Raw genomic sequence first — 24058 nt, forward strand, 5'->3', positions numbered from 1 at the left:
GTCGTTTATCTTGCAGTCCGTTACAGGCCCTCGGGCACAGGCTGGTCCCGTCCGATGAAGGCGCCCTGTTGTTTCAACGTTTCCTGCAACTTTTCAATGGGGATTTCGCGCGGGATCCGGTTTCCGGAGAGCGCCAGCGCGGCGGCGGAACCGGCCGCCTCGCCCATCACGAAACAGGCACCGGAGACCCGCGCCGCGGACTGGCCCTCATGGGTCATGGAGGCGCAGCGGCCGGCGACCAGGAGGTTGTCGACGCCTTCAGGCACCAGCATGCGGTAGGGCAGCTCGTTGTAGCCGCGCGATTCCGGGATCGGCGGGAAGGTGAAGACGACATCGCCGGGCACGTGAGCCTCGATCGGCCAGCCATTGACGCCGATGGAATCCTCGAAGGAGGCGCAGCCGAGCACGTCCTCGCCGCTGAGCTGGTAGCCGCCCTTGATGCGACGGGTCTCGCGGATGCCGAGCTGCGGCGGCAAATCGACGATGTAGGATTTTTCAAAGCCCGGCACGGTGCGCAGGAACTCGTACGCGGCGAGCGCCTGCTTGCGGCCCTCGATCTCGCCGCGGGTGAGATCGTCAGGCTCGACGCCGTTGATGGCATGGCCATCCTCGCGCGCCACCTGCGTGAAGTTCACCCGCCATTCGATGCCGGATTTCTGCGGCCGCACGATCGCGCTTTTCCGCGGGAATGTGTGCGTGCCGGCCGCGAGCGCCTTCTCCATCAATTGCGGGATGGTGCGCCAGGCATCGCCGGCCTTGTCGGGGTCGATGCCGTTGAGACGGAGCATCATCGAGGGGTACATGGGATGGCCGTGCGCGTCGCCGATCTCGAACGGTGCGCCGGCCCAGACCGCGAGGTCACCGTCGCCGGAGCAGTCGATGAAAATCTCCGATCGCACCGCCTGCCGGCCGGCCTTGGTCTCGACCATCAGCGCGTCGATGCGGCTGTTGTCGCCCATCACGACGCCGGCGCCGAGCGCGTGGAAGAGGATGTGCACCCTGTGGCTTGCGAGAAGTTGATCGGCCGCGATCTTGTAGGCCGCGGTGTCATAGGCCTGCGCAAAAACCTTGCCGAGAATCAGATGCGGGGTGTTGAGGCCGTTCAGCCGATTGATCCGCGCCAGCAGCTCGGACGCCATGCCCTGCACGAGGCGATGGGCCTGGCCGTAGACATTGCCATGCAGACCGCAAAAATTTGTGACACCGGCCGCAGTGCCCATGCCGCCGAGAAAGCCGTAGCGCTCGATCAGAAGCGTCTTTCGCCCGGCGCGCGCGGCTGAGGCCGCGGCGACGATGCCGGCGGGGCCGCCGCCGAGCACGACGACTTCATATTCGCCATAGAGCGGCACCTGGCGTGCCGGTTCTTCGATCATTGTGGCCCGCATGGCGCGTCCCTTCCCAAATTCCTTTGCTTGGGAGCGACTATGAATTAGCTCGCACCGAGGTACAATCCACCAAAATACGCGATCAGCTTTTGCAAATCGAGAAAGGTCGACATGGACATCCTCGTGAACCTGCAAGCCTTTCTCGCCACCGCGGATGCCGCCGGCTTCTCGGCCGCAGCACGCAAACTCAATGTCTCGACCTCGGTGGTGGCAAAACGCGTCACGCAGCTCGAGGCGCGGATCGGCACGGCACTGTTTCACCGCTCGACCCGGCAGTTGCGACTGACCGAGGCCGGACAGCGCTATGTGCATCGCGCACGCGGCGTGGTGACCGATGCGACCGACCTGCTCTCACGCATGGGCGAGAAGGGTCACGATCTCGTCGATCACCTGCGCATCAAGGCACCCACCTCGCTGACCGTCGTCCGGCTCGCCGACGCCTTCAGCGCGTTCCAGACCCAGAACCCGAAGCTGAAGCTCGATATCGTGCTGATCGATCGCCCGGTCGATCCCGTCACCGAAGGCTTCGACATCGCCATCGGCGCCTTCCCGCATTCGTTCGGCGGCGTCGTCGACGAGCCGCTCTGCGCGCTGAAGCGGCTGCTCTGCGCATCGCCCGCTTATTTGAAAAAGCACGGCACGCCAAAGCATCCGCGCGATCTCGTCGAGCATCGCTGCCTCAGCTTTCTGCCGACCGGCCCGGAATGGATCTTCGACGGACCGCGCGGCCGCATCAGCATCCAGGTCAGTCCGCTGCTCTCCTCCAACGAGGGACACGTGCTGGCGCGCAGCGCGATCGCCGGCAACGGCATCGCGCTGCTCTCGCATTATCTCGTGGCCGATGCCTTGCGCGACGGCACGCTGAAGCCGGTGCTGCGCGACTTTCCGATTCCGGAATTGTGGGTGAAGGCCGCAATTCCGGAACGGCGACGCAACGCCGCTGCGGTGCAGGCATTGCTGACGCTGCTGAAAACGTCACTGGCGCCGTCGCTGTGAGCCTGGTTGCGCACTCGGTGCGCCGTAGCCCGCATGGAGCGCAGCGGAATGCGGGGACACCGGCCCCGGATTACGCTTCGCTTCATCCGGGCTACACGCCCGCCAAAAGACGGTTGCCCGGGAATGACGGACCTGACAGAAGTGCCCGCATGGATTCGCTACTCTTGAAATTCGCCTTGCCCGCCCTGACCGCTCTCGCGATCTCAACCACCGCTGCCTCGGCCCTGGAGCAGAACTGCCGCTTCATCCAGGCCAAGGCCGATCGCGAGGCCTGCTACAAGCGGCAGGAGGACGAACTCGCCGCAAAGCGCAAGCCCGTTGCGCCTGCCAATGACGGCCAGACACTCGAAACGCTGCGCCAGATGCGGCAGGACGAGGACGCCGTCTATCGCAGCATCAACAACATCTGCCGCGGCTGCTGAGCGGACCGCATTTCCTTCATATTGGCGATTGCTGAGACCGCAAAATGAAGCTGGTGAAGGTGTTGGACGCGATAGAGACCGTCTCTCCCTCTACGGGGAAACCGCAGCAACGGCGTATCGCAATACTACAGCGCGACGATGGGCATTTCACCTTCGCTGAAGAATACTCGTATAGATCGGAACATGAAGATGAAGTCATTGCCGAAGGTTGGCAACAGCTTCCTCCCGAGGGTATCTTTGAGAGTGCAGAGGTAGCAGAGGTCGAAGGTCGGTCCGCGCTCCTCGATAGACATAAGCGATAGTCAAGGAAGGCCGGAGGCCTGCAGGCTTCATGAGCCGCCGCCCCAATTCCCCGCCCGCTTCTCCGCGAACGACGCCAGCCCTTCCGCAGCTTCTGCGCTCTGGCGCTTGAGCGAATGCAGCTGCACGAGCCGCGTATACGCCGCATTGTCCACCGCCATGCCGCCGAACGAGCTTTCCAGCGCAAGCTTCTTGGTCTCGGCCATCGCCTCCGGTCCGTTGGCGAGCAACTGCTCGACGACCTTCGCGCCTGCGGCTTCGAGATCGGCGAGCGGCACCACCTCGTGGACGAGGCCGATGCGGCGGGCGTCCTCAGCGCCGAAACGCTCGCCGGTCAGCGCGTAACGCCGCACTTGCCGGACGCCGATGGCGTCGCAAAGCTGCGGGATGATGATCGCGGCGGTCAGGCCCCAGCGCACCTCGGTGATCGAGAACAGGGCGTTGTCCGCCGCGATTACGACGTCGCAGGCCGCGATAACGCCGGTGCCGCCGCCGAAGCAGCCGCCTTGCACCAAGGCGACCGTCGGGATCGGCAGCGTGTTCAGCCGCTGCACGGCTTCGAAGGTCGCGCGCGAGGCCGCCTCGTTCGCCTCTGCCGATTGCGGCCGCACGCCGTTGATCCATTTCAGGTCGGCGCCGGCCTGGAAATGCTTGCCGTTGCCCCTGAGCACGACGACGCGAAGATTCGGCTTTTTGCCGAGATCGTCCATCGCCGCGAGCACGCCCGCGATCAACGCGCCGTCATAGGCGTTGTTGACCTCCGGCCGGTTCAACGTGACGGTCGCAACCCCACGCTCATCGAGGGTCCACAGCACGGGGCTGGCAGTCATCGGCGATCCTCCGGTTGTTTGCTGCGCACTATGGCCGAGGCAGCGCGTCCCGATCCATATCTTTCCAGCGTGGGGCGGCCGCGTCCCTCGCATGGCGGCTTGTGTCATGCTGCCGCCCGGTGGCACCAAGGGACAGGACGGAATCATCATGCGCATCTGCATTTTCGGCGCGGGCGCCGTCGGCAGCCACATCGCGGTCCGGCTGGCGCGCGCCGGTCATGACGTTTCGTGCGTGATGCGGGGGGCGCATCTGGAGGCGGTCCGGGCAGGTGGCCTCAAACTGCGCGTCGGTGATTCCGAGGTCTCCGCCAAGGTGAACGCCTCGGGCGATCCGGCCCAGCTCGGGCCGCAGGACGTCGTGATCTCGACCTTGAAGGCCACTGCGCTCCCGGGACTGGTCGCCAACATCAAGCCTCTGCTTCAGGACGACACCGCCATCGTCTTTGCCCAGAACGGTATTCCCTGGTGGTACGGGATCGGCCTGCCGCCGCGGCATCCGACACCGCCGGATATTTCCTTCCTCGATCCCGGCGGACGCCTGCGCGCCTGCATCCCGAAGGAGCGGATCATCGGCGGCGTCGTCTTCTCCTCCAACGAGGTGACGGCGCCAGGCGTGGTGCACAACCTCACCCCGGACCGAAACCGCCTCTTGATCGGCGAATGCGACGACCGCAATTGCGAGCGCATCACCAGGCTTCGCGGCGTCTTCAACGACGCGCGGCTGGAATCACCGCCGGTCGCCGAAATCCGCGAGGCGATCTGGTCAAAGTTGCTGACCAACATGTCGCTGTCGGTGCTGTGCCTGCTGACAGGCCAGACCGCACGCGGCGTGCGCGACGATGCCGCCTTTGCGGAGGTCATCCCACGCATGCTGAACGAGGCCAACGACATCGCTCAGCACTTCATCCCCGAGGTCAAGCGCGTGACGCGCAGCGGCCCTGCCCCCAACCACAAGCCATCGCTGCTGCAGGACTACGAGCTTGGCCGCGCCATGGAGATCGACGTGCTGGTGAGGGCGCCCGCCGCCTTCGCACGCACCGCCGGCCTGTCGACACCGACGCTCGACCTGATCGCCGCGCTGGCAATCCAGAAGGCGCGCGACAAGGGGCTTTATGCGGCGTGAAGCTCAGGCGAGTTGGTCAATCCAGGCCGCGAGCGTGTCGAGCACTTCTGTGAGCGCCTCTTCATTCGTCCGGCCGGACTTCTTCAGCACCGCGAAGGAATGATCGCCGCCTTCGACCTCGTGCAGCGTCGCCTTCGCGCCGAGCGCCGTGACGACGGGCTTGAGGTAGCCGAGATCGGCCAGCCCGTCGCGCGTTCCCTGCAGGAACAGCATGGGGATCGCGATGCCGGTGAGGTGCTCGGCACGCTCGGACGACGGCTTCTTGGCGGCATGCAGGGGGAAGCCGAGGAAGGCGAGCCCTTTGACGCCTTGCAGCGGCGCCTTCGACTGCGCCTGCGAGGTCATGCGCCCGCCGAACGATTTTCCGCCGGCGACAAGCGGCACCCCGGGACACTGCCGTGCCGCCTCCTCCACCGCCGCGCGGATGGCGGAGTGCGCGACCGCCGGCTGGTCGGGGCGCCCCTTCTTCTCTTCCATGTAGAGGAAATTGAAGCGGAGCGCCGCGATGCCGCGATCCGCGAGTCCTTCTGCGGTCTTCGCCATGAAGGCATGCCGCATGTCGGCGCCCGCACCATGTGCCAGCACGTAACAGGCCCTCGCGCCGTCAGGCTGCGTCAGGATCGCTGACACCGTGCCGATGTTTTCGATGTCGAGCTTGAGCTCTTGAGTTTTGACAGCCACAATCGATCATCCCGACAGACGCGTTTCCGGCCGCCTTGGTAGCGTCACCGGCGCAGCCTGAAAACACAATAATTGCCGCGCCCGGCTGGCCTACCAAGCCGGAACAGCGCATCAACCGAGGTAACCATGTCCTACCGCTCCTCCTGGATGACCGAAGAGCTCGACGTCTTTCGCGACCAGTTCCGGAAATACCTCGCCAAGGACCTGGCCCCGCACGCCGAGAAATGGCGTGAGCAGAAGATGGTCGACCGCTTCGCCTGGCGCGGCCTCGGCGAGATGGGCGCGCTGCTGGCGAGCGTCCCGGAGGAATATGGCGGCCTGGGCGCCACCTTCGCCTATGACGCGGCGGTGCTGGACGATCTAGAAAGCACGGTGCCGGAGATGACGACCGGCGTCTCCGTGCACAGCGCCATCGTCGCGCATTACATCCTCAATTACGGCTCGGAGGAGCAGAAGAAGCGCTGGCTGCCGAAGATGGCCTCGGGCGAGATGGTCGGCGCCATCGCCATGACCGAGCCCGGCACCGGCTCGGACCTGCAGGCCGTCAAGACCACGGCGAAGAAGCAGGGCAATTCCTACGTCATCAACGGCCAGAAGACGTTCATCACCAACGGCCAGGCCGCCGATCTCGTCATCGTGGTCGCGCGCACCGGCGACGCCGGCGCCAAGGGCATCTCGCTGATCGTGGTCGAGACCGCAGGCGCGGACGGCTATAAGCGCGGGCGCAACCTCGACAAGATCGGCCTGCATGCCTCCGACACCTCGGAACTGTTCTTCGACAACGTCACCGTGCCGCCCGAGAATTTGCTCGGCAAGGAGGAAGGCCAGGGTTTTGTCCAGCTGATGCAGCAATTGCCGCAGGAGCGCCTTGCGCTCGCGGTCGGCGCCGTCGCCTCGATGGAGCGCGCGGTCAAGCTCACCACCGACTACACCAAGGAGCGGAAAGCGTTCGGCAAGCCGTTGATGGATTTCCAGAACACCGCCTTCAAGCTCGCCGAGCGCAAGACCGAAGCAATGATAGCGCGCGTCTTCGTCGACTGGTGCATCGAGCGCCTGGTCGCCGGGGATCTCGACACCGTCACGGCGTCGATGGCGAAATACTGGTGCTCGGAGAAGCAGGTCGAGACCGCCGACGAATGCCTCCAGCTGTTCGGCGGCTACGGCTACATGCAGGAATATCCGATCTCGCGCATCTTCATCGATTCCCGCATCCAGAAGATCTATGGCGGCACCAACGAGATCATGAAGCTGCTGATCGCGAGGTCGCTGTAGCTCGATTCATTGCGCACGCCAGTCACGCGGCCGGCAGCCGAAGCGTTGCTTGAAGCGTCGCGTGAAGTGCGACAGGTCCGAGAAGCCCCAGTCGAACGCGATGGCGCCGATCGCACGATCCGCCATCGCAGCATCCCTGAGATCCCTGGCCGCGCCGTCGAGCCGATGGTCGATGACGTATTCGGTGAAGCTGGAGCCCGATCGCGCCAGCAGCTTGTGCACGTAGCGCTCGCTGATGCCCACGGCATCGGCGATATCGGCAACTGCAAGCCCGGGCTCGCGGAGCCGCCGGTGAATGGCACGTTTCAAGGCCAGCGTGGTGGTATCGGCGAGATTTTCCGACTCGGCAGCACCTGCCCGGCTGCGACGTGACAGGCTCACGGCAACCAGCTCGATCAACGCCCGGAACAGAAGCACGCCCTCATCCTCGGTCATGCGCAGCGCCCCGTTGCTGAGCGTGCGCGCCGTCTCGACGATGAGATGGCCGACGAAGGGATCGTCGGACACGCGCACCGCAGCGACATCGAACGAAGCGGGCAGCCGTTCGCGCAACGCCTCAGCCGGCACCCAGAACGAGGCGACACGCAATTGCGGACCACGATCGTGCAAAAGCGCGAACTGCTGGTCGCTGTCGAAGATGCCGACCTGTCCGGGCGACAGGCTGATCTCGCGATTTCCTTGCAGGATGCGACAGCGGCCGGCCAGCTTCAGATTGAGATAGAAGCAGCTGCGGTCGGACGCCGCAATGTCGGCTCCGGAACGGCGCACCACGTGTTCGGGAAAGCTGACGCGGTTGATTGCGGCGTCGCCGAGACGGACGTGCTCGACGCTGGCGGGAAAGCCGGCTGCCGCCGCCGGCTCCGGCGTCAGATTCATGAACGCCTGGCAGATCGCCTCGCGATAATAGGCGAATTGCTCCGCTGGCCGGACGCCCGCGGTGTCCCAGGCCGATTGGCGTGACGGAACGGCGCGCTCGATCTGCTGCATCGGTTCACTCCGAGACCAATCCGGTTCACTCCCAGCCAAGCAACGAATTCGTTACCGGTTCAGGTTTGCGGCGCGGCCACACTGCCCCGCCAAGACCATCATGCGCCGATCTAACCACACCCTCGGGAGGAGCCACAACATGTCCACCTACGTTCTCGTCCACGGCGCCTGGCACACCGGCACCGAGTTCGAGCCTGTCGCCGCCCCCATCCGCGCGGCAGGCCATCAGGTCCATACCCCCACCATCAAAGGCAACCGTCCGGGCGATGCCAAGACGACCGGGCTGAAGGAAGCGATCCAGTCGATCGCTGATTATCTTGCCGAGAACAATCTAAAGGACGTCATCCTGCTCGGCCATTCCTATGGCGGCATGGTCATCACCGGCGTTGCCGACCTGGCTCCCGAGCGCATCCGCCGCCTGGTCTATTGGAATGCCTTCGTGCCCAACGACGGCGAATGTCTCAACGACATGGTGCCGCCGCATTATATCGGGCTGTTTGACGCGATCGCGGCCGAGCGCGGCGACGGCTCGGTGGTCTTGCCTTTCCCGGTCTGGCGCGAGGCCTTTATCAATGATGCGGATATCGCGCTGGCGCAGAAGGCCTACGACGTGCTCAATCCGCATCCCCTGGCGACCTTCACCGACAAGATCGCGCTCAAGACCAATCCAGCCGAAATGCCGCTGGCCAAATCCTACATCAACTGCACCGAGGACACCGCGATGCCGCACAGCCATCCCTGGCATCCGCGGCTGTCAGAGAAGCTCGGCCTGTTCCGCCTGGTGCAAGTGCCGGGAAGCCATGAGCTGTGCTTCTCCGATCCGGCACGGCTCGCCAAAGCGATCATGGAGGCGGGACGCGACTGACAGGTGAATCCCGTGGCGACGCTCACGACCGGTGAGCGCCGCCTCAGTTCGGATGCCACCACCGGCCGCCGATGACGACGCCTTCGGACATGATCTTGCGGTCGCCGATCAAATGCTCGCCGACGACGTCCTCGTAGTCGAACTGGCCCTGCCTGACCGCAACAAGCGTGGCGTCGCCGACGCAGCCGGGCTTGAGGCTGCCGAGCTCGGGGCGGCGCAATGCCATCGCCGCATTCACCGTCGAGGCTGCGATCACGTCGGATAGCTCCATGCCCATGCACAGAAACTTCGACATCGTCGTGACCTGGTCGAAGGCGGGGCCGTCGATGCAGAGCTGGTGGATGTCGGAGGAGATGGTATCCGGATAGAAGCCGTTCGCGAGCATCGCGCGCGCGGTCTTGAACGCGAACGAGCCCTTGCCGTGGCCGATGTCGAACAGCACGCCGCGCTCGCGCGCGTCCAGCACCGCCTTCTTCACCGTGCCTTGCGCCGTTGCCGGCGTGTTCGGGAACGGGCGGAACGCATGGGTCAGCACGTCCCCGGGACGGAGGCGTGCCAGCACCTCCTCATAGCTCGGCGGCGGATGGTCGATATGCGCCATCAAGGGCATGCCGACCTCGTTGGCAACCTCGAGCGCGATGTCGAGCGGTACCGCCCCCGACGTGCCCGAGGAGTGCAGGCCGACACGCACCTTGATGCCGACGATGAGGTCGCGGTTGGCATCGGCCACCTTGGCCGCCTCGATCGGGTTCATCAGCCGCAACTCCTCGCTCTCGCCGACCATGATCCGGTGCGAGAAGCCGAAGATGCCGGCATGGGAAACGTGCAAATAAGCGAGGATGCGGACCTGGCTCGGCTCGATCACATGCTTGCGGAAGCCGGCGAAATTGCCAGGTCCGGCGCTGCCGGTGTCGACCGCGGTAGTGACGCCGGAAAGTCGGCAGAATTCCTCGGCATCGATGCCGAGCGAGGTGCCGCCCCAATAGACATGGGTGTGCAGATCAATGAGTCCGGGGGTCACGATATAGCGCGAGACGTCGCGCACCTCGGTGCCCGGATCCGCCTTGAGCCCGGTCCCGACCGCCGCCACCTTGCCGCCGGCAAAGGCGACGTCCATCACGGCATCGAGCTTCTGGGAGGGGTCGATCACTCGGCCCCCGCGCAGGATCAAGTCGAAAGTCATTTTTGTCTCCGGACGTGGCATGGCGGGCGCGGGCCAAGCCGCTTCCTGCCTCTTTCAATGGCCTATAGCAAATCTTGCACCAATCGAGCAAAGCACAGGGACAATCGAGAACGGGGCCGGCGCTCGCCGGTCAACCGTGCCTGCGCCACGCCCTGAAATCGTCCTCGACGAATGCGGCGGCGGCCTTTGCAGCGGCATGGAGCCAATCATTGTCGCGCTTGCTCAGATCTGCGGCGATCCTCTCCGATGCACCCTTGGCGGCATGAATGGCGCCGATGTCGAAGCCCATGACGTTGAGCAGATCGAGCTCCAGGCTCATGTTCGCGTGATCCCCGAGATTGATCTTGCGGGAGTCGGGCGCAAGGCGCCGGATCACGAAGCCGCTCCGACGTTCGAGCGCGAGGTGTGGATCGGGAGCTCGATACGGAGCTTTGGCGAGATCAAGGAAGCGCAGCTTGCCCTGCTGGTCATGCGCCCAATCCCAGGCCGACGGCACCAGCGCCTTGGCTTCCCTCACGATCTGGCCGCCGCACCAGTCGGCGATGACGAGAAAACGGGGCCGGCCCAGGCTGCCGACTCCTGCCACGCGCGTCGCGAAGCGACCGGATGAGGCGCCGGGCGGTAGTTTCTTGCGGAGGGCTGCGGCAACGAGGGACGGTGGCTTCGCCCGCGGGTAGTTCTTCACATCGTCCCAGAACTCCTGACGTTCGTCGTCGGTGCATGCCACATAAGCGCGCATCCAGCTCGCCTGCTCATCCAGTAGCGAGGGCAGCGGCTTCTTGAGACCCTTCTTGTAACCATCGAGAATCGCCATGGCGGCGTCGCCATTGCCGACATGGGTCATGGCTCTCGCCTTCTTTTTCCTGGCCTTTGGCGCCAGCCGCGCGCTCGTCGCCAGGCGCACGAGATCGAAGGGATAGGCGATGCTCGCGGCCTCGTCGAAATCGTTGACGCCCCAGACGAGACGTCCCTCCGCGTCGCGCCAGGTGCCGAAATTCTCGATATGAGTGTCGCCCACGGACGGCACCCGCGGCCCGTCCTTCAACTCCGGGCAGAGCGCTTCGATACACCTGGCCCAGCGGAAGAAAGTTGCACGAAGGAAGACGAACGGGTCATCTTTCATCTTCTTGTGCTTTTCGTCGAGGTCGGGCTCGACGACCGTGCATTGGGAACGCAGCCAGCGCTCGAACGCCTTGTTGTCGTCCAGAAATGAACGCGGCTCGATCCCGCCGCTTCTGTTTGACGTTTGCTTGATCACGGCCAGAGCTTCCTGAAGCGAGTGATGATGAGCGAGCCCTGTGGAAATGATTGCAGCGAGCTGCTGCGCGGGGCATCCAGATCTTCAATTACAAAGCGAGCAGGATACCCCCGCCGCTACCCTTCCGCTAGCCGGGACGACATGACCTCGCCATCGTCAGCGGCGGGATGACGGGCGAACACGAGGGCGAAGCCGAAGGATTGGGGAAGGCGCACGCAAGCCCCCGGGGGGCGGCCCGCAATCACGTCAAGTGTCTGAGATATTGGCGATCCCGGGAAGACTCGAACTTCCGACCTACGGTTTAGGAAACCGTCGCTCTATCCGGCTGAGCTACGGGACCGCGGAACCCGTGGGTACGGGTTCGATCCCGTCATAGCAGAGCAAAATGCGGTTCGCCAGCCGTCAGGCGGGCCAGACCATCGTCAACCTGAACGGGGTGGCTATACAATCGCTGCCAGGCCCCCCTCAGCGGAGCAGCTCACATGATCGAAAGCATCAGCGCCATCACGCTCGGCACGCATGACATGGAGCTCGCCGTGCACTTCTACCGATCGCTGGGGTTCGAGCTCCTGTATGGTGGCGAAGCCGCCGCATTCACGAGCTTCCCCGCCGGCAGCGGCTATCTCAATCTGACTGCGCAACCGGAAGACAAGCGCTGGTTCTGGTGGGGCCGCGTCATCTTCTACGTGGCCGATGTCGACGAGACCTACGCACAGGCGCGCGCTGCCGGGTGGCAGCCGTCGACGACGCCGCGCGATGCGGAATGGGGTGAGCGCTACTTCCATCTCACCGACCCCGACGGCCATGAGCTCAGTTTCGCACGGCCGTTGTCCTGACCGAATAAGTCGCATCTGCTGACGTTCCAACGCGCAAGTAGCGCTGTCTCAGCCGCCGTGGCAAGCTCAGCGCGGTTTCCTCAAGTTCTAACCAGGGAGGACGACCATGGTAACCTATGTTGTGCTGTCGAACTTCACGGATCAGGGAGTCCGCAACGTCAAGGACTCGCCGAAGCGGGCAGACGCCTTCAAGGAGATGGCCAAAACGTTCGGCGTGACTGTGAAAGAGATCGTCTGGACGCAGGGACGATATGACGTTGTGACCGTTATCGAGGCTCCAGATGAGGCTGCCGCGATGTCGCTCAGCCTGAGTCTCAGCGCACTCGGCAACGTCCGCACCGAAACGCTGCGCGCGTTTTCGGCAGCGGATATGACAAAGATCGTCGGCAAGATGCTCTGACGCTCAGGCCCGCGCGAGCGCACCGGACCCGGGATGGCAATCCCGGGCAGAGGCCTCTCACGCCCTGATATTGTTGTCCTTGACCACCTTGCCCCAAGTGGCGACCTGCTTGTCGAAGAAGGTCTTGAAGGCGGCGCCGTCCTGGAGCAGCAGCGTCATGTGCTGGGTGTCCTTGAGCTGGGCGGCGGTCGCGGGCTCGCTCAGTATCTCCTTGGACGCCGCCGCGAAGGCTGCGACGATATCGGGCGGCGTGCCTGCGGGCGCGAAGATGCCCCACCAGGCCAGCGTCTCGAAATCGGGAAAGCCCGCCTCGATCGCGGTCTGCGTATCCCCCAAGGCCGGCAGCCGCTCGCGGCCGAGCTGCAGGATCGGACGCAGCATGTTGGTGCCAAGCTGGGCGGCGACCAGCGCGGCCGATCCCGCGATGAGATCGACATGGCCGCCGAGCACGTCGTTCATGGCCGGCCCGCCGCCGCGATAAGGCACGTGCATGATCTCGACCCCAGCCTTGCTGCCGAGCACGGTCATGGCGAGATGGCCGAGCGTGCCGATGCCGACGGACGCATATTTCACCGCGCCCGGAGTCGCCTTGCAGGCGGCTACCACATCGGCAAAGCTCTTGTAGGGGCGGCCGGCGCCGGCGGCGATCACATAGGGCGCAGTGCCGATCAGCAGCACCGGCATCAGCTCGCGCTCGACGTCGACCGGCGGCTTGTCGAGGATCGACGGAATCACAGCATGGGAATCGAACGTCACCAGGAACGAGGTGCCGTCCGCCGGGCTCTTGGCGACTTGCGCCGCGCCGAGCGCGCCCGCGGCGCCCGACTTGTTCTCGACCACGACGATGCGACCGAGCTTGGTTTGCAGGCTGGCCTGCAGCAGCCGCGCCATCGCATCGGTCGAGCCGCCCGGCGGAAACGGCACCACCAGCGTGATCTTGCCGGCCTGCGCCATCGCCGGCGTCAATGCGAGAATGGCCGGTGCAGCCAGCAGCGTGCGTCGTGTGATCGTCATGGTCCCCTCCCTTTTTGGTTTCGGCGCCCGGCTTTTGCTCTTTGGCGCTACAGCATGATCCGGAAAAGTGTGCAGCGGTGTCCCGATAAGACCATGCTCAAGAAAATACCCTAAGCGCGAAGCGCTTAAGTCGTCCCGAAGCCCGACCCAGCTTTCTTGTATTCTGGCCGAGGCGGACTGAAGATGTCCAGCACCCGGGCCCCATTGGGGCCGGCGCGCATGGTGTGCGGCACATTGCCCGGGGTGCGCCAGAAATCGCCCTTCGTCACGGCAATTTCCTCATCGCCCTGGACGCGGATGGCGGAGCCATCGAGCAGCACGCCCCATTGCTCCTCGGGATGATGGTGCAGCGTGCCTTGCGCATGCGGCGCCAGCGTCACCACCGACAGCATCGCCTGCTCGCCGGAGAAGATGCGCGTGGTCACCCCTGAAGCGAGCTCGCGGAACAGCCCGTCGCTGGGATCATCGATATTGTGGAATTCTTCCTTCTGACTCACGTCGCCCTCTCCTTCATTCTCGTTCGATCAAGTCTTGCCATAGGAGCCCTGATAGCGGCCCTCGCGGATCGCCTTCAGGGTCTCCTCCTCGCGCGCGACCTGGGCGCGGACCGCTTCGAGCAGCGCCGCGGCGCCGGCGGCGGGAAACGACACGACACCATCCTCGTCACCAACCACGATGTCGCCGGGCGCAATCACGCTGCCGCCGATCGTGACCGGCACGTTGATCTCGCCGGGGCCGTTCTTGTAGGGACCGCGGTGGATCACCGCACGGGCGTAGCAGGGGAAGTCGTCGGCCGCGAAGGCCGCGACATCGCGGATCGCACCGTCGATCACATAGCCTTCCGCTTTGCGCCATTGCGCGATGTTCTTCATGATCTCGCCCACCAGCGCGCGCGTCTCGTCACCACCGCCATCGACCACGATGACGTCCCCGGGGCCGACCAGCTCGAGCGCGCGGTGGATGGCGAGATTGTCGCCGGGGCGCGTGCGCACCGTGAAGGCAGTGCCCACCAGCTTAGCCCCGCGATGATAGGGCTTTAGCCCGACCGCGCCGGGCAGCCGGGCGAGATTGTCTGAGATGACCGAGGTCGGCGCACCGCGAAAACCCTCGATGATCTCGGCCGGCGGTTTCGGCACGCTGTTGGCTGCGATCGTGATGGTCATGTCCAAAAATCCTTCCTTCTTAATCGGCGTGCGCCCGCGCCTTCGCCGGCATGATCCGGAAGGCGCGCCCTTCCTTCATCCACGCCGCGCGCTCGTCGCGCAACAGTGTTCTGCGAACCTTGCCTGAATCATCGCGCGGCGGGGCGCCGACGATCTCGAAGCTTTCCGGATGCTTGTAGCGGCTGAGCCTGTCCTTCAAGAACTCCGCCATGCCGTCGGCGATCGCCTGGCCGTCGGCATCGCCCTCCGGCTCGATGATGGCGTGCACGCGCTGGCCCAATTCCGGATCGGGCAATCCCACCACGACGCAGGATCGCACACCGGGAGACTCGGAGACGGCAGCCTCGACCTCGGCCGGATAGATGTTGGCGCCGCCGCGCAGCACCATGTCGGCGAGGCGGTCGCCGAGATAGAGATAGCCTTCCGCATCCAGCCTGCCGATATCACCGAGTGATTCCCAACCATCGCTGCGGCGCTTCGGCTCGGCGCCGAGATAATGATAGGTGGCGTCCCTGCCGTCATTGTTGAGGAAATAGATCTCGCCGGTCTCGCCGGGCGCGACGTCGTTGCCGTCCTCGCCGATAATGCGTAAGCGCGCCATCTCGCCGATCTTGCCGACCGAGCCCTTGTGCGTCAGCCATTCCGTGCCTGATATGATGCAGGAGCCTTGCCGCTCGGTGCCGCCATAGAGCTCCCAGATCCGCTCGGGGCCGAGCCAGGCGATCCAGTTCTCCTTCAGCCAGGGCGGCATCGGCGCCGCCATGTGGAAGACGGTCTGAAGGCTCGACAGATCGTAGGCGTTGCGCACCTGCTCCGGCAGCGCCCAGATCCGGTGCATCATGGTCGGCACGAAATTGACCCATTGCACGCGCTCGCGTTCGATCTGCCGCAATGTCTCCTCGGCGTCGAACTTGACGAGACCGGTGAGCTGGCCGCCGGTGAACAGGGCGTAGTGCGACACGATGAACGGCGCGTTGTGGTAGAGCGGACCGGGATTGAGCAGCGAGACTCCGAAGGGGATATTGAGCGGCGGCGCGGCGACCGTGTCGGTCACGGCCGGCTGATGATCGAGGATCACCTTCGGCCGGCCGGTCGAGCCGCCAGAGGTCATGGCCTTCCAGTAGCGCGCCACCGGCGGATTGAGCGGCTCATCGGAGAATCCTTCCGGCACGAAATCCGCCGGGAGGCGGTTCGGCGCGTTCCAGTCGGCCTCGCCGCCGACCACCAGCGCCGGCTTGAGAATGTCGAGCACGGCGGCGGCCTCGCCGCGCGGCAGTCGCCATGACAGCGAGGTCGGTGTCGCACCGCACTTCCAGACCGCAAAGGAGGTCTCGAAAAACGCGTTGCCGTTGGGCAATCCGATCGCGACGAAGTCGCCGGGCTTGACGCCTTTGGCCATGAACGCCCGCGCGCGCCGGTTGGCGCCGCGCTCGAGCTCGTCCCATGTCAGCGTGTCCTGCCCGTGACGGATTGCAATCGTGCCATGTGGTTTGCGTTCAGCGTACCAGCGCGGCACGTCAGACAGGGGCAGCAGCATCGGGCGTTTCCATTTCGTTTCTTGGGGTCTTTCTTGGCGCCGCCTCAGGTGAGGCGCTCGCAAGGCGAAGTGTAGCAGCCCGCCGGGGCGGTGCTGTGACTCACGCGCCACGTCAAGCACAAAATGTCAGCATCCCGGCCATGAAATTCCCGGGTTCCATGGGTGACAAGCCGGCGATAAAGAGGCAAAAATCTGGCTCGACTCAGTTCGGGTTGAGTTTTGCAAGGAATGCTCTCGTAGAATGTCGTCCGTGATAGCATTGCGTCGTGCGGCGCTGGTTCTTGTTGCCGCGGCAGGATTTTTCCTGCTGACGCTCGCGCATGCCCAGGCGCAATGGTGGAAACGCGCGCCGGTCGATTTCGAGGAATGCGCCGACGCGGCCGAGAAGGCTGCGACCAAGTCCGAGAAGACATCCGCGCTTGCCGATTGCAACGCCAAGTTCGCCGGCCGCCGCAAGGCAGGCGGGGGTTATTCCTATTACGACTTCCTGCAGGATCGCACCTTCGACATCGCCGGCCCCAATCCGACGCCGGAGGAGCAAAAGAAAATCGACGCAGCTTACACCGCCTATCTCGCCAAAGAGCGCCGCAGCAACGAAGCGGCCGAGGCCGCCGCCCGTCAACAGCGCGAGCAGCAGGAACTGCAGGCGCGGCAACTCCAGCAGGTCGCGCTGCGAACCGACGTCGCGCGCGTGCCCGTCCCGGTCGAGCGGCCAAAGGTGCAGCAGACCGTCGGTCAGCGCCCGAAGGGCGCGTGCACCAAAGGCTCATTCTCCTGCGAATGGCCGCGGCTGTCGGAGAGCTTGAACGATTTGAAAAAGCTGTTCAATCCGACCCCGAGCAAGCCGGCGAAGAAGGGTTAAGCTCCTCGCACTGACTTGTAGGATGGGCAAAGGCGCGCAAGCGCCGTGCCCACCACCCTGGCAAGACAAAGAAGCAAGACAAAGAGGTTGGTGGGCACGCTCCGCTTTGCCCACCCTACGACAGCGGGGTGTGGAACGTCAGTTCGGTTGCTTCTTCTTGCCGCGCTTCGATTTGACCGTTGGCACATCCACCGGCGCAGTCGTCGGCGAGCTGCCCAACTGCGACCTGCTCTCCTGCAACCGCCTATCATAGCCGGGCGAGTTCACGACCGTCGGCGGTCTCGCAAGAGCGAGCGTCGACGCGCCGCAAAGCGCGGCAAGCGCGAGCCCGATCATCAAGCTACGTTTCATCGGTCCCTCCTTGCACTCAAACCACCGCGCGAATCTGCTGCGGCGTCAGCCGCGGCGGACCGTTGCCGGCGGCTTCGGCCTCCTTGATCAGCGCAACAATGCGGCGCATCAGCGGCACCCCGACATGGTTTTGCTCGGCGAGCGCGATGACGGCACCCTGGAGATAGTCGATCTCGGTCTTGCGTCCCTGTTTCAAATCCTGCCACATCGAAGAGCGCGCCTCGGGATCGATCTTCATGGTCCGTCCCAGGATCGCATTGAAGATCATGTCGGGCAGCCGCAGCAAGGCCGGCGTCCAGTTCATCGGGATCGGCGTCGCCGAGACCGGCGCGATGCCGGCGGCCTTCAGCGCGGCCAGCCCTTCGGCCATCTGGTCGGCGAACAGCCTGCGCCAGTCGCGGTTTGCCAGTTGCGCGGCGAGCGGCATGTCGGACAATGCGCTGAGCGCGTTGTTCAGATTGATGATCAGCTTGCCCCATTGCACGCCGGTGATGTCGCGGCTCGCGCGCATGGCGAGGCCGGATACCGACAATGCCGCGGCCGTGTTCCCAGCGTCCTCTCCGACATGGATGTCGCCGGAGGTCGAGCGGTGGAAACGGCCCTCGCCCATCGCGATCACGTTGAACGGCACCATGCCCGCGAGCACGCGGCGGCCACCGAGACGCTCGCGCAGCACCGCGATATTGCCGATGCCGTTCTGCAGCGAAACGATGACGGCATCCTCAGGCGCATGCTGCGCGATCTGATCCGCGACATCGGCGGTGTCGGCGCTCTTCACCGTGACCAGCACGATGCCGGCGCTGTGGAAGATCGCGGGGTCCTCCGACAGCGCGAGCTGCCCTGCGCCGAGCTTCGTCTCCGAGCCGTCGAAATCCGTCAATCGCAGGCCGAACCGCTCGATCTCGGTCTTCACCCGCGGCCGCACCAGCAGCGCGACACGGCGGCCACTGGCGGCCAGCATGCCGCCGACGAAACAGCCGATGGCGCCCGCGCCGGCCACCACGATCGGTCGATCCGTCATCACCTCGCCTTGCTCCCTGAACGATCGCCCCTCGATAGCAGAGGCGAGGCCGGCTGCCCATCGCTGCGCAGCCGCCTTGTAACCGTCATGAGAGCCCCATATGTTTTCGGCCCGGGGCAGTCAGCGGCGAGCGCTCGCCGAACGACACGCCAAGGGAGAGCACCATGGGTCTACTCGACGTCCTCAACGGCATGCAGAACGGCCCGCGCGGCCCCTCTACACCCAGCTCCGAGAAATCCTCCGGCGGCATGTCGCCGATGACCATGGCGCTGCTCGGCCTGCTTGCCTGGAAGGCGTTCAAGCACATGACGGCAAACCAGTCCGGTACGGCGCCGCAGCCGTCGCCGACGCCGGCCCCTCCGCCGGTGAACGCGAACACCGCCGACAGCGGCGGTCTTGGCGGTCTCGGAGGCCTGCTCAAAGGCGGCCTCGGCGGCCTGCTTGCGGGCGGCGCGGCCGGCACCGTGCTCAGCGGCGGCCTCGGCGATCTCCTCAACCAGCTTCAGCAGGGCGGCCACGGCGACGCTGCGAATTCCTGGGTCGGCAAGGGTCAGAACAAGCCGATCGCGCCGGGCGATCTTGCGAGCGCACTCGGCGCCGACCAGATCGACAGCCTGTCCGCCCAGAGCGGCCTGTCGCGCGAGGAGCTGCTCAACGGCCTCAGCCAGTATCTGCCGCAGGTGGTCGACCATTTGACCCCGGACGGACGGCTGCCGACCGAGAACGAGATCTCGGGCAGACTTTAATCGGACGTTGATCGACGCGCTTTCGGGAAGGGGAGCACACTCATGAGCATGGGCGGCCTGTTGTGGATCATCGTCGTCGGCTTCGTCGCCGGCCTCATCGCGCGCTGGCTGGCGCCGGGACCGAACAACCCGAGCGGCTTCATCCTCACCACCATCCTCGGCATCGCCGGCGCGTTTCTCGCGACCTTCGTCGGCCAGGCGATCGGCCATTACAGCCCAGACCAGGGCGCCGGCTTTATCATGGCCACACTCGGCGCGGTGGTGGTGCTGTTCATCTGGCACCGGCTGGTCGCGAGCGGTGTGATCAAGGGGTAGTCACTGTCGCGTTGTGGCGCGACCTATCATCCAACTCGGTGTCGTCCCGGACAAGCGCGCCCTAAGCGCGCGCCGATCCGGGACCCAACCACAGGGAGGAGTTTGGCGAAGTCTCGGAGTGATCGGAGTCGCGCCAAACTTCTCCCTGTGGTTATGGATCCTCGCGCCCCGTGCGCAATTGCGCACTAGGCGGGGATGACAGCGGAGATTGGAACGCGATCTCACGTAATCAGATGCATCCCCGCATCCATGCGCACGACCTCGCCGGTCATGTTGCTGGAGGCCGGCATCGCCAGGAAGCAGACGAGTTGCGCGATGTCCTCGGCTGATGATGCGACCCTGAGCGGCACCTTCGCGACCACGCTATCGCGCACCTGCTTGGCGCCGGCTTCGCCGCGGCCCTTGGTGAACCAGGGCGTGTCGATATAGCCGGGGCAGACCGTGTTGACGCGGATCAGCGGCGCCAGCGCGCGCGACAGCGACAGCGTCATGGTGTTGAGCGCGCCCTTGCTCGCGGCGTAGGCGATCGACGAGCCGACGCCGCTGATGCCGGCGACCGAGGACACGTTGACCACGGCGGAGGGCCGCTCCGAGGCCTTAGCGCCGGCTTCGAGCAGGCTGCGCGCGGCACGCACCATCTGGAACGGGCCGATGGTGTTGACGCCATACACGCGCTGGAAATCTTCAGCCGACAATCCGTCGAGATCGGCATGGGCGACATGCTTGGTGGTGCCGGCATTGTTGACGAGGATGTCGAGCCGGCCCCAGGCGCTGGCCGCCGCAACGATCTTGCGGCAATCGTCGTCCTTTGAAACGTCGCCCTGCGCAACCAGGACTTCCGGAGAGCCTGCTTTGCGGCAAAGCTCCGCCGTGGCCTCGGCTTCTTTCTGGCTAGAGGAATAGTTGATGACGAGCCGCGCCCCGCTTCGCGCGAGGATTTCCGCGGTTGCTGCGCCAAGCCCGGAGGCGGACCCCGTCACGATTGCGCACAGACTGTCTTTGGCCATCCGGATTTCCTTCCCCTGGTTCTAATGCAAGCCTTAGGTCGCTGGCCTTGTTTAGCGAGTTTGCGGCGCCCTGCAAATCAAGCAAACTCCGCTAAGCGGAATTAGCCTCCTATGATCCTGGCCCCATGCCCGCGCCGCAGGTTGACCTGCGATCAACGCTTGTCAGGGCCATGGCTTTTTCGGATCATCGGGCGCAAGAAGACTTGCGCGGTTCGCTCCACCAGGCGGGCCGCGCCAACGGCAAAAAACGGGGAACGCTGTGGCGGAGAGTGACAACATCGTCGTCGAGACTGCGGAGAAGATCTTCGCCGATCTCGCCGATCCGCAAACCATCAACAATGACAAGAAGGATGCCTGGCAGGCGCCGCTGTGGCGGGCGCTGAGCGAAGCCGGCCTGCCATTGTCCTGGGTGCCCGACGATCTCGGCGGCTCCGGCGCGAGCCTTGCCGACGGCTTTGCGCTTCTGAACGCCGCCGGCCGTTTCGCCGTCGCGGTTCCGCTGGCCGAGACCATGCTGGCGGGCTGGCTGCTGGCGCAAGCGAAGATCGCATCGCCCGAGGGCGAGATGACGGTGCTGCCGGCATCGCCGAAGGACCGCATCACCCTCGATGCCGATGGCTCGCTTTCCGGCCGCGCCCGCGGCGTGCCCTTTGCGAAAGCGGCAAAGCATTTTGCGGTGCTGGCGCACGGCAAGGATGGCGTCTCGATCGCGCTGGTCGATGCCGGCAAGGTCCGGATCGAGTCCGGCCTCAATGTCGGCTACGACCACAGCGACACCGTGACGCTCGACAAGGTCCAGCCCGTCACGCGCAAGGCCGCGCCGAAGGGCTTTGACCAGACCACGATGATGCTGATGGGCGGCGTTGCGCGCAGCCTGCAGATCGCCGGCGCGCTGGAATCGATGCTCGACATCTCCGTGCGCTATTCCAACGAGCGCGTCGCCTTCGAGAAGAAGATCTCGAAATTCCAGGCCGTGCAGCACAATCTCGCCCGCCTCGCCGGCGAATCCGCCGCCGCTCTTGCGGCTGCGACCTCGGCCGCCGACGCCATCGCGAATGCGTCGCGTTTCGACGACGAAGTTTATCTCGAAGCCGCCTCGGCAAAGATCCGCTGCGCGGAAGCCGCGGAAAAGGGCGGCGCCATCGCACATCAGGTGCACGGCGCGATCGGCTTCACCCTCGAGCACATCCTGCACCGCTATTCGCTGCGGGCGTTGGCCTGGCGCGACGATTTCGGCTCGGAGAGCCACTGGGCCGTCGAGCTCGGCAAGCTGGTCGCAAACCGCGGCGCCGACGAATTGTGGCCGCTCGTGGCGTCGCGCTGATCAGGGAGAGAAACACATGACCGCTGCCCTCCGTTTCGATCCGATCCGCCTGCCCGAGAAGTGCGAGCAATTGCGTAAGGAAGTGCGCGCCTTCCTCGCCGAAGAAATCGCCGCCGGCACCTTCGATCCGCACACGCCCAATCGCGAAGACACCGACGCGCCGGAATTTTCCCGTCGGGTCGGCGCCAAGGGCTGGCTCGGGATGACCTGGCCGAAGAAATACGGCGGCCAGGAGCGCTCCTTCCTCGAACGTTACGTGGTGACCGAGGAGATGCGCGTCGCGAATGCGCCCACGCGGCGCTTCTTCGTGGCCGACCGCCAGAGCGGACCGGTGCTGCTGAAATACGCGCCTGAACATATCAAGATGGACATCCTGCCGCGGATCTGTCGCGGCGAGATCTGCTTTGCGATCGGCATGAGCGAGCCGAATTCCGGCTCCGACCTGTTCGCGGCAAAGACGCGCGCGACCAAGACCGACGGCGGCTATCTGATCAACGGCACCAAGATCTGGACCTCGTCGGCCCACATCGCCGACTACATGATCGCGATCTTCCGGACCTCACAGCCGACCAAGGAAAACCGCCGTCACGGCCTGACGCAATTCCTGGTCAAGATGAAGCAGCCGGGCATCAAGGTGAACCCGATCGGCCAGATCACCGGCCAGTACGAGTTCAACGAGGTCGTCTTCACCGATTTCTTCGTCCCCGACGATCACGTGCTCGGCGAGGTCGACGGCGCCTGGAAGCAGGCGACGAGCGAACTCGCCTATGAGCGTTCGGGCCCCGAGCGTTTCCTCGAAACCTATTACGTGCTGACCGAGCTGGTCCGTGCGGTCGGCCCCAACCCGGATACGCGCAGCGCCGAAGGCATCGGGCGCCTGGTGGCGCAGCTCCATACCATGCGGCGCATGTCGGTCTCGGTCGCCGGCATGCTGCAGGCCGGCAAGGAGCCTGTGGTCGAGGCGTCCATCGTCAAGGACATCGGCACGGTGTGGGAGCAGCAGCTCCCGCACCGTGTCCGCGACCTTGCTGCTTTCGTCGAGGAGACCGCGACCAACCGCGAGACCTTGGAGCGGCAGCTCGACTTCGCCATCAAGACCGCACCGAAACTCACCATCCAGGGCGGCACCACCGAGGTGCTGCGCGGCATCATCGCCCGCGGATTGGGCCTGCGCTAATCATTCGAGGATCATCATGACCACCTACAAAGACATCGGCGTCGAAAAAGTCGGACACGTCGGCACCATCGAGATCCGCCGCCCGCCGCTGAACTTCTTCGACATCTCGCTGATCAACCAGATCGCCGATGCGCTCGACGAATTCGACCGCGACATCGAGATCCGCGCCTCCGTTCTCTCGGCGCAGGGCAAGGCGTTCTGCGCCGGCGCGAACTTTGGCGACCCGGCGCGGCAGGCGCAGGAGGCGCGCGAGGCCGAGAAGAAGGGCGACCCCGCCGACAATCTCGGGCCGATCAACCATCTCTACATCCAGGCCGTGCGCATCTTCCGCGCCAAGAAGCCGATCGTCGCCGCCGTGCAGGGCGCCGCCATCGGCGGCGGATTGGGTCTCGCGGTTTCGGCGGACTTCCGCGTCACCTGCCCCGAAGCGCGCTTCTCAGCCAACTTCACCAAGCTTGGCTTCCATCCCGGCTTCGGCCTGACGACGACTCTTCCTGAGCTGATCGGCAAGAACAACGCCGAGCTGATGTTCTACACCAGCCGCCGCGTCACCGGCGAAGAAGCCGTGAAGTGGGGCCTCGCCAACGAGCTGGTGCCACAGGACCAGGTCAAGGCGGCCGCGATGAAGCTCGCCGGCGAGATCGCCGAATGCTCCCCGCTCGGCCTGCTCTCAACCCGCGCCACGATGCGCAATGGCCTCGCCGACCGCGTCATCGCCGCGACCAACCACGAACTCGCCGAGCAGACCCGGCTGCGCGCGACGGAGGATTTCAAGGAAGGCGTGAAGGCCACGGAAGAACGGCGCGCGGCGAATTTCAAGGGGCGATAGTCGACGTATCGCGCCGGCGCTTCGGCAATTTCTCCTGTCGTCCCCGCGAAAGCGGGGCCCCATAACCACAGGAAGAAGCTATAGGGCGCAGACCGTCACCACGAATCTTCGCCAAACTCCTCCCTGTAGTTATGGGTCCCGGGTTCGCTTCGCGCCCCGGGACGACAATGGTGT

At 65.0% G+C, this 24058-nt stretch carries 27 protein-coding genes and 1 tRNA gene; 14 read left to right on the top strand and 14 right to left on the bottom strand.

What is annotated here, in order from left to right; genetic code table 11:
* Positions 1 to 20: 20 nt before the first annotated feature.
* Entirely contained in the window at positions 21 to 1385 is a 1365-nt protein-coding gene (locus tag BM190_RS29425; RefSeq protein WP_092261266.1) for an FAD-dependent oxidoreductase, read from the bottom strand.
* A 111-nt stretch (positions 1386 to 1496) separates the two neighbouring features.
* On the opposite strand from BM190_RS29425, the gene BM190_RS29430 reads away from it, so the two are divergent.
* The 3 genes from BM190_RS29430 (at position 1497) to BM190_RS39830 (ending at position 3105) form a co-directional block, all read left to right on the top strand.
* A complete protein-coding gene (locus BM190_RS29430; RefSeq protein WP_092261267.1) occupies positions 1497 to 2381 on the top strand; it encodes a LysR family transcriptional regulator in 885 nt (294 codons plus the stop codon).
* A 149-nt stretch (positions 2382 to 2530) separates the two neighbouring features.
* Positions 2531 to 2803 (top strand): hypothetical protein, encoded by a 273-nt coding sequence (locus BM190_RS29435; RefSeq protein ID WP_092261268.1) that lies wholly within the window; start codon positions 2531 to 2533, stop codon positions 2801 to 2803.
* Positions 2804 to 2847: 44 nt separating this feature from the next.
* On the top strand, positions 2848 to 3105 hold the full coding sequence (locus BM190_RS39830; RefSeq protein ID WP_143109105.1) for a hypothetical protein: 258 nt from the start codon (positions 2848 to 2850) through the stop codon (positions 3103 to 3105).
* Between the two features lie 27 nt (positions 3106 to 3132).
* Here BM190_RS39830 and BM190_RS29440 read toward each other — a convergent pair whose 3' ends face one another.
* Complete coding sequence (locus BM190_RS29440; RefSeq protein WP_092261269.1) at positions 3133 to 3933, bottom strand: enoyl-CoA hydratase-related protein; 801 nt, start codon at positions 3931 to 3933, stop codon at positions 3133 to 3135.
* Positions 3934 to 4081: 148 nt separating this feature from the next.
* Here BM190_RS29440 and BM190_RS29445 point away from each other — a divergent pair, with 148 nt between their 5' ends.
* Positions 4082 to 5056: a ketopantoate reductase family protein gene (locus BM190_RS29445; RefSeq protein WP_092261396.1), complete on the top strand. Its 975-nt coding sequence runs from the start codon at positions 4082 to 4084 to the stop codon at positions 5054 to 5056.
* A 3-nt stretch (positions 5057 to 5059) separates the two neighbouring features.
* Here BM190_RS29445 and BM190_RS29450 read toward each other — a convergent pair whose 3' ends face one another.
* Positions 5060 to 5737 carry an alpha/beta hydrolase family protein gene (locus tag BM190_RS29450; protein ID WP_092261270.1) on the bottom strand — a complete coding sequence of 226 codons (678 nt, stop codon included), beginning with the start codon at positions 5735 to 5737 and terminating at the stop codon, positions 5060 to 5062.
* Positions 5738 to 5863: 126 nt separating this feature from the next.
* Here BM190_RS29450 and BM190_RS29455 point away from each other — a divergent pair, with 126 nt between their 5' ends.
* Complete coding sequence (locus BM190_RS29455) at positions 5864 to 7009, top strand: acyl-CoA dehydrogenase family protein (RefSeq protein ID WP_018316447.1); 1146 nt, start codon at positions 5864 to 5866, stop codon at positions 7007 to 7009.
* A 6-nt stretch (positions 7010 to 7015) separates the two neighbouring features.
* On the opposite strand, the gene BM190_RS29460 is transcribed toward BM190_RS29455, so the two are convergent.
* Positions 7016 to 7996 carry a helix-turn-helix domain-containing protein gene (locus BM190_RS29460; protein WP_092261271.1) on the bottom strand — a complete coding sequence of 327 codons (981 nt, stop codon included), beginning with the start codon at positions 7994 to 7996 and terminating at the stop codon, positions 7016 to 7018.
* A 139-nt stretch (positions 7997 to 8135) separates the two neighbouring features.
* Between BM190_RS29460 and BM190_RS29465 the strand changes: the two genes are divergently transcribed.
* The gene (locus tag BM190_RS29465) at positions 8136 to 8861 is read left to right on the top strand and encodes an alpha/beta hydrolase (RefSeq protein ID WP_018316449.1); all 726 of its coding nucleotides are present in this window, start codon (positions 8136 to 8138) and stop codon (positions 8859 to 8861) included.
* 43 nt (positions 8862 to 8904) lie between these two features.
* Here the strand turns inward: BM190_RS29465 and BM190_RS29470 are convergent, their stop codons facing one another.
* The 3 genes from BM190_RS29470 to BM190_RS29480 all read right to left on the bottom strand — a co-directional run bounded on the left by BM190_RS29470 (position 8905) and on the right by BM190_RS29480 (position 11642).
* Entirely contained in the window at positions 8905 to 10044 is a 1140-nt protein-coding gene (locus BM190_RS29470) for an amidohydrolase/deacetylase family metallohydrolase (protein WP_092261272.1), read from the bottom strand.
* A gap of 130 nt (positions 10045 to 10174) precedes the next feature.
* A complete protein-coding gene (locus tag BM190_RS29475) occupies positions 10175 to 11302 on the bottom strand; it encodes a DUF2252 family protein (RefSeq protein WP_092261273.1) in 1128 nt (375 codons plus the stop codon).
* 263 nt (positions 11303 to 11565) lie between these two features.
* Positions 11566 to 11642, bottom strand: a tRNA-Arg gene (locus BM190_RS29480).
* A 142-nt stretch (positions 11643 to 11784) separates the two neighbouring features.
* Between BM190_RS29480 and BM190_RS29485 the strand changes: the two genes are divergently transcribed.
* Together BM190_RS29485 and BM190_RS29490 are read left to right on the top strand one after the other, a co-directional pair.
* Positions 11785 to 12138 (top strand): VOC family protein, encoded by a 354-nt coding sequence (locus BM190_RS29485; protein ID WP_092261274.1) that lies wholly within the window; start codon positions 11785 to 11787, stop codon positions 12136 to 12138.
* A 106-nt stretch (positions 12139 to 12244) separates the two neighbouring features.
* Positions 12245 to 12538, top strand: a complete 294-nt coding sequence (locus tag BM190_RS29490; RefSeq protein ID WP_092261275.1) for a GYD domain-containing protein — start codon at positions 12245 to 12247, stop codon at positions 12536 to 12538.
* 57 nt (positions 12539 to 12595) lie between these two features.
* On the opposite strand, the gene BM190_RS29495 is transcribed toward BM190_RS29490, so the two are convergent.
* From BM190_RS29495 to BM190_RS29510, 4 genes are all read right to left on the bottom strand, one after another.
* A complete protein-coding gene (locus BM190_RS29495) occupies positions 12596 to 13552 on the bottom strand; it encodes a tripartite tricarboxylate transporter substrate-binding protein (protein ID WP_018316454.1) in 957 nt (318 codons plus the stop codon).
* A 125-nt stretch (positions 13553 to 13677) separates the two neighbouring features.
* Entirely contained in the window at positions 13678 to 14049 is a 372-nt protein-coding gene (locus BM190_RS29500; RefSeq protein WP_092261276.1) for a dimethylsulfonioproprionate lyase family protein, read from the bottom strand.
* A 27-nt stretch (positions 14050 to 14076) separates the two neighbouring features.
* Positions 14077 to 14715: an RraA family protein gene (locus BM190_RS29505; RefSeq protein WP_092261277.1), complete on the bottom strand. Its 639-nt coding sequence runs from the start codon at positions 14713 to 14715 to the stop codon at positions 14077 to 14079.
* A 19-nt stretch (positions 14716 to 14734) separates the two neighbouring features.
* The gene (locus tag BM190_RS29510; RefSeq protein WP_092261278.1) at positions 14735 to 16252 is read right to left on the bottom strand and encodes an AMP-binding protein; all 1518 of its coding nucleotides are present in this window, start codon (positions 16250 to 16252) and stop codon (positions 14735 to 14737) included.
* Positions 16253 to 16493: 241 nt separating this feature from the next.
* Here BM190_RS29510 and BM190_RS29515 point away from each other — a divergent pair, with 241 nt between their 5' ends.
* Positions 16494 to 17114 (top strand): hypothetical protein, encoded by a 621-nt coding sequence (locus BM190_RS29515; RefSeq protein WP_092261279.1) that lies wholly within the window; start codon positions 16494 to 16496, stop codon positions 17112 to 17114.
* A gap of 138 nt (positions 17115 to 17252) precedes the next feature.
* Here BM190_RS29515 and BM190_RS29520 read toward each other — a convergent pair whose 3' ends face one another.
* Complete coding sequence (locus BM190_RS29520; protein WP_038947385.1) at positions 17253 to 17465, bottom strand: hypothetical protein; 213 nt, start codon at positions 17463 to 17465, stop codon at positions 17253 to 17255.
* Positions 17466 to 17481: 16 nt separating this feature from the next.
* Entirely contained in the window at positions 17482 to 18489 is a 1008-nt protein-coding gene (locus tag BM190_RS29525) for a 2-dehydropantoate 2-reductase (protein ID WP_092261280.1), read from the bottom strand.
* Positions 18490 to 18650: 161 nt separating this feature from the next.
* On the opposite strand from BM190_RS29525, the gene BM190_RS29530 reads away from it, so the two are divergent.
* Both BM190_RS29530 and BM190_RS29535 read left to right on the top strand, forming a co-directional pair.
* The gene (locus tag BM190_RS29530; RefSeq protein ID WP_092261281.1) at positions 18651 to 19232 is read left to right on the top strand and encodes a YidB family protein; all 582 of its coding nucleotides are present in this window, start codon (positions 18651 to 18653) and stop codon (positions 19230 to 19232) included.
* Between the two features lie 42 nt (positions 19233 to 19274).
* Positions 19275 to 19547, top strand: a complete 273-nt coding sequence (locus BM190_RS29535) for a GlsB/YeaQ/YmgE family stress response membrane protein (RefSeq protein WP_177237369.1) — start codon at positions 19275 to 19277, stop codon at positions 19545 to 19547.
* Between the two features lie 221 nt (positions 19548 to 19768).
* Here the strand turns inward: BM190_RS29535 and BM190_RS29540 are convergent, their stop codons facing one another.
* Positions 19769 to 20554 carry an SDR family NAD(P)-dependent oxidoreductase gene (locus BM190_RS29540; RefSeq protein ID WP_092261282.1) on the bottom strand — a complete coding sequence of 262 codons (786 nt, stop codon included), beginning with the start codon at positions 20552 to 20554 and terminating at the stop codon, positions 19769 to 19771.
* A 259-nt stretch (positions 20555 to 20813) separates the two neighbouring features.
* On the opposite strand from BM190_RS29540, the gene BM190_RS29545 reads away from it, so the two are divergent.
* The 3 genes from BM190_RS29545 to BM190_RS29555 are packed head-to-tail and all read left to right on the top strand — an operon-like array spanning position 20814 to position 23884.
* A complete protein-coding gene (locus BM190_RS29545) occupies positions 20814 to 21878 on the top strand; it encodes an acyl-CoA dehydrogenase family protein (protein ID WP_092261283.1) in 1065 nt (354 codons plus the stop codon).
* A gap of 16 nt (positions 21879 to 21894) precedes the next feature.
* Positions 21895 to 23055, top strand: coding sequence for an acyl-CoA dehydrogenase family protein (locus tag BM190_RS29550; RefSeq protein WP_092261284.1), 1161 nt, complete (start codon positions 21895 to 21897; stop codon positions 23053 to 23055).
* A gap of 16 nt (positions 23056 to 23071) precedes the next feature.
* Complete coding sequence (locus BM190_RS29555) at positions 23072 to 23884, top strand: enoyl-CoA hydratase/isomerase family protein (RefSeq protein WP_092261285.1); 813 nt, start codon at positions 23072 to 23074, stop codon at positions 23882 to 23884.
* Positions 23885 to 24058 lie beyond the last annotated feature (174 nt).

Origin of the sequence: Bradyrhizobium sp. Rc3b, from assembly GCF_900114915.1 — a bacterium.
Lineage (GTDB): Bacteria > Pseudomonadota > Alphaproteobacteria > Rhizobiales > Xanthobacteraceae > Bradyrhizobium.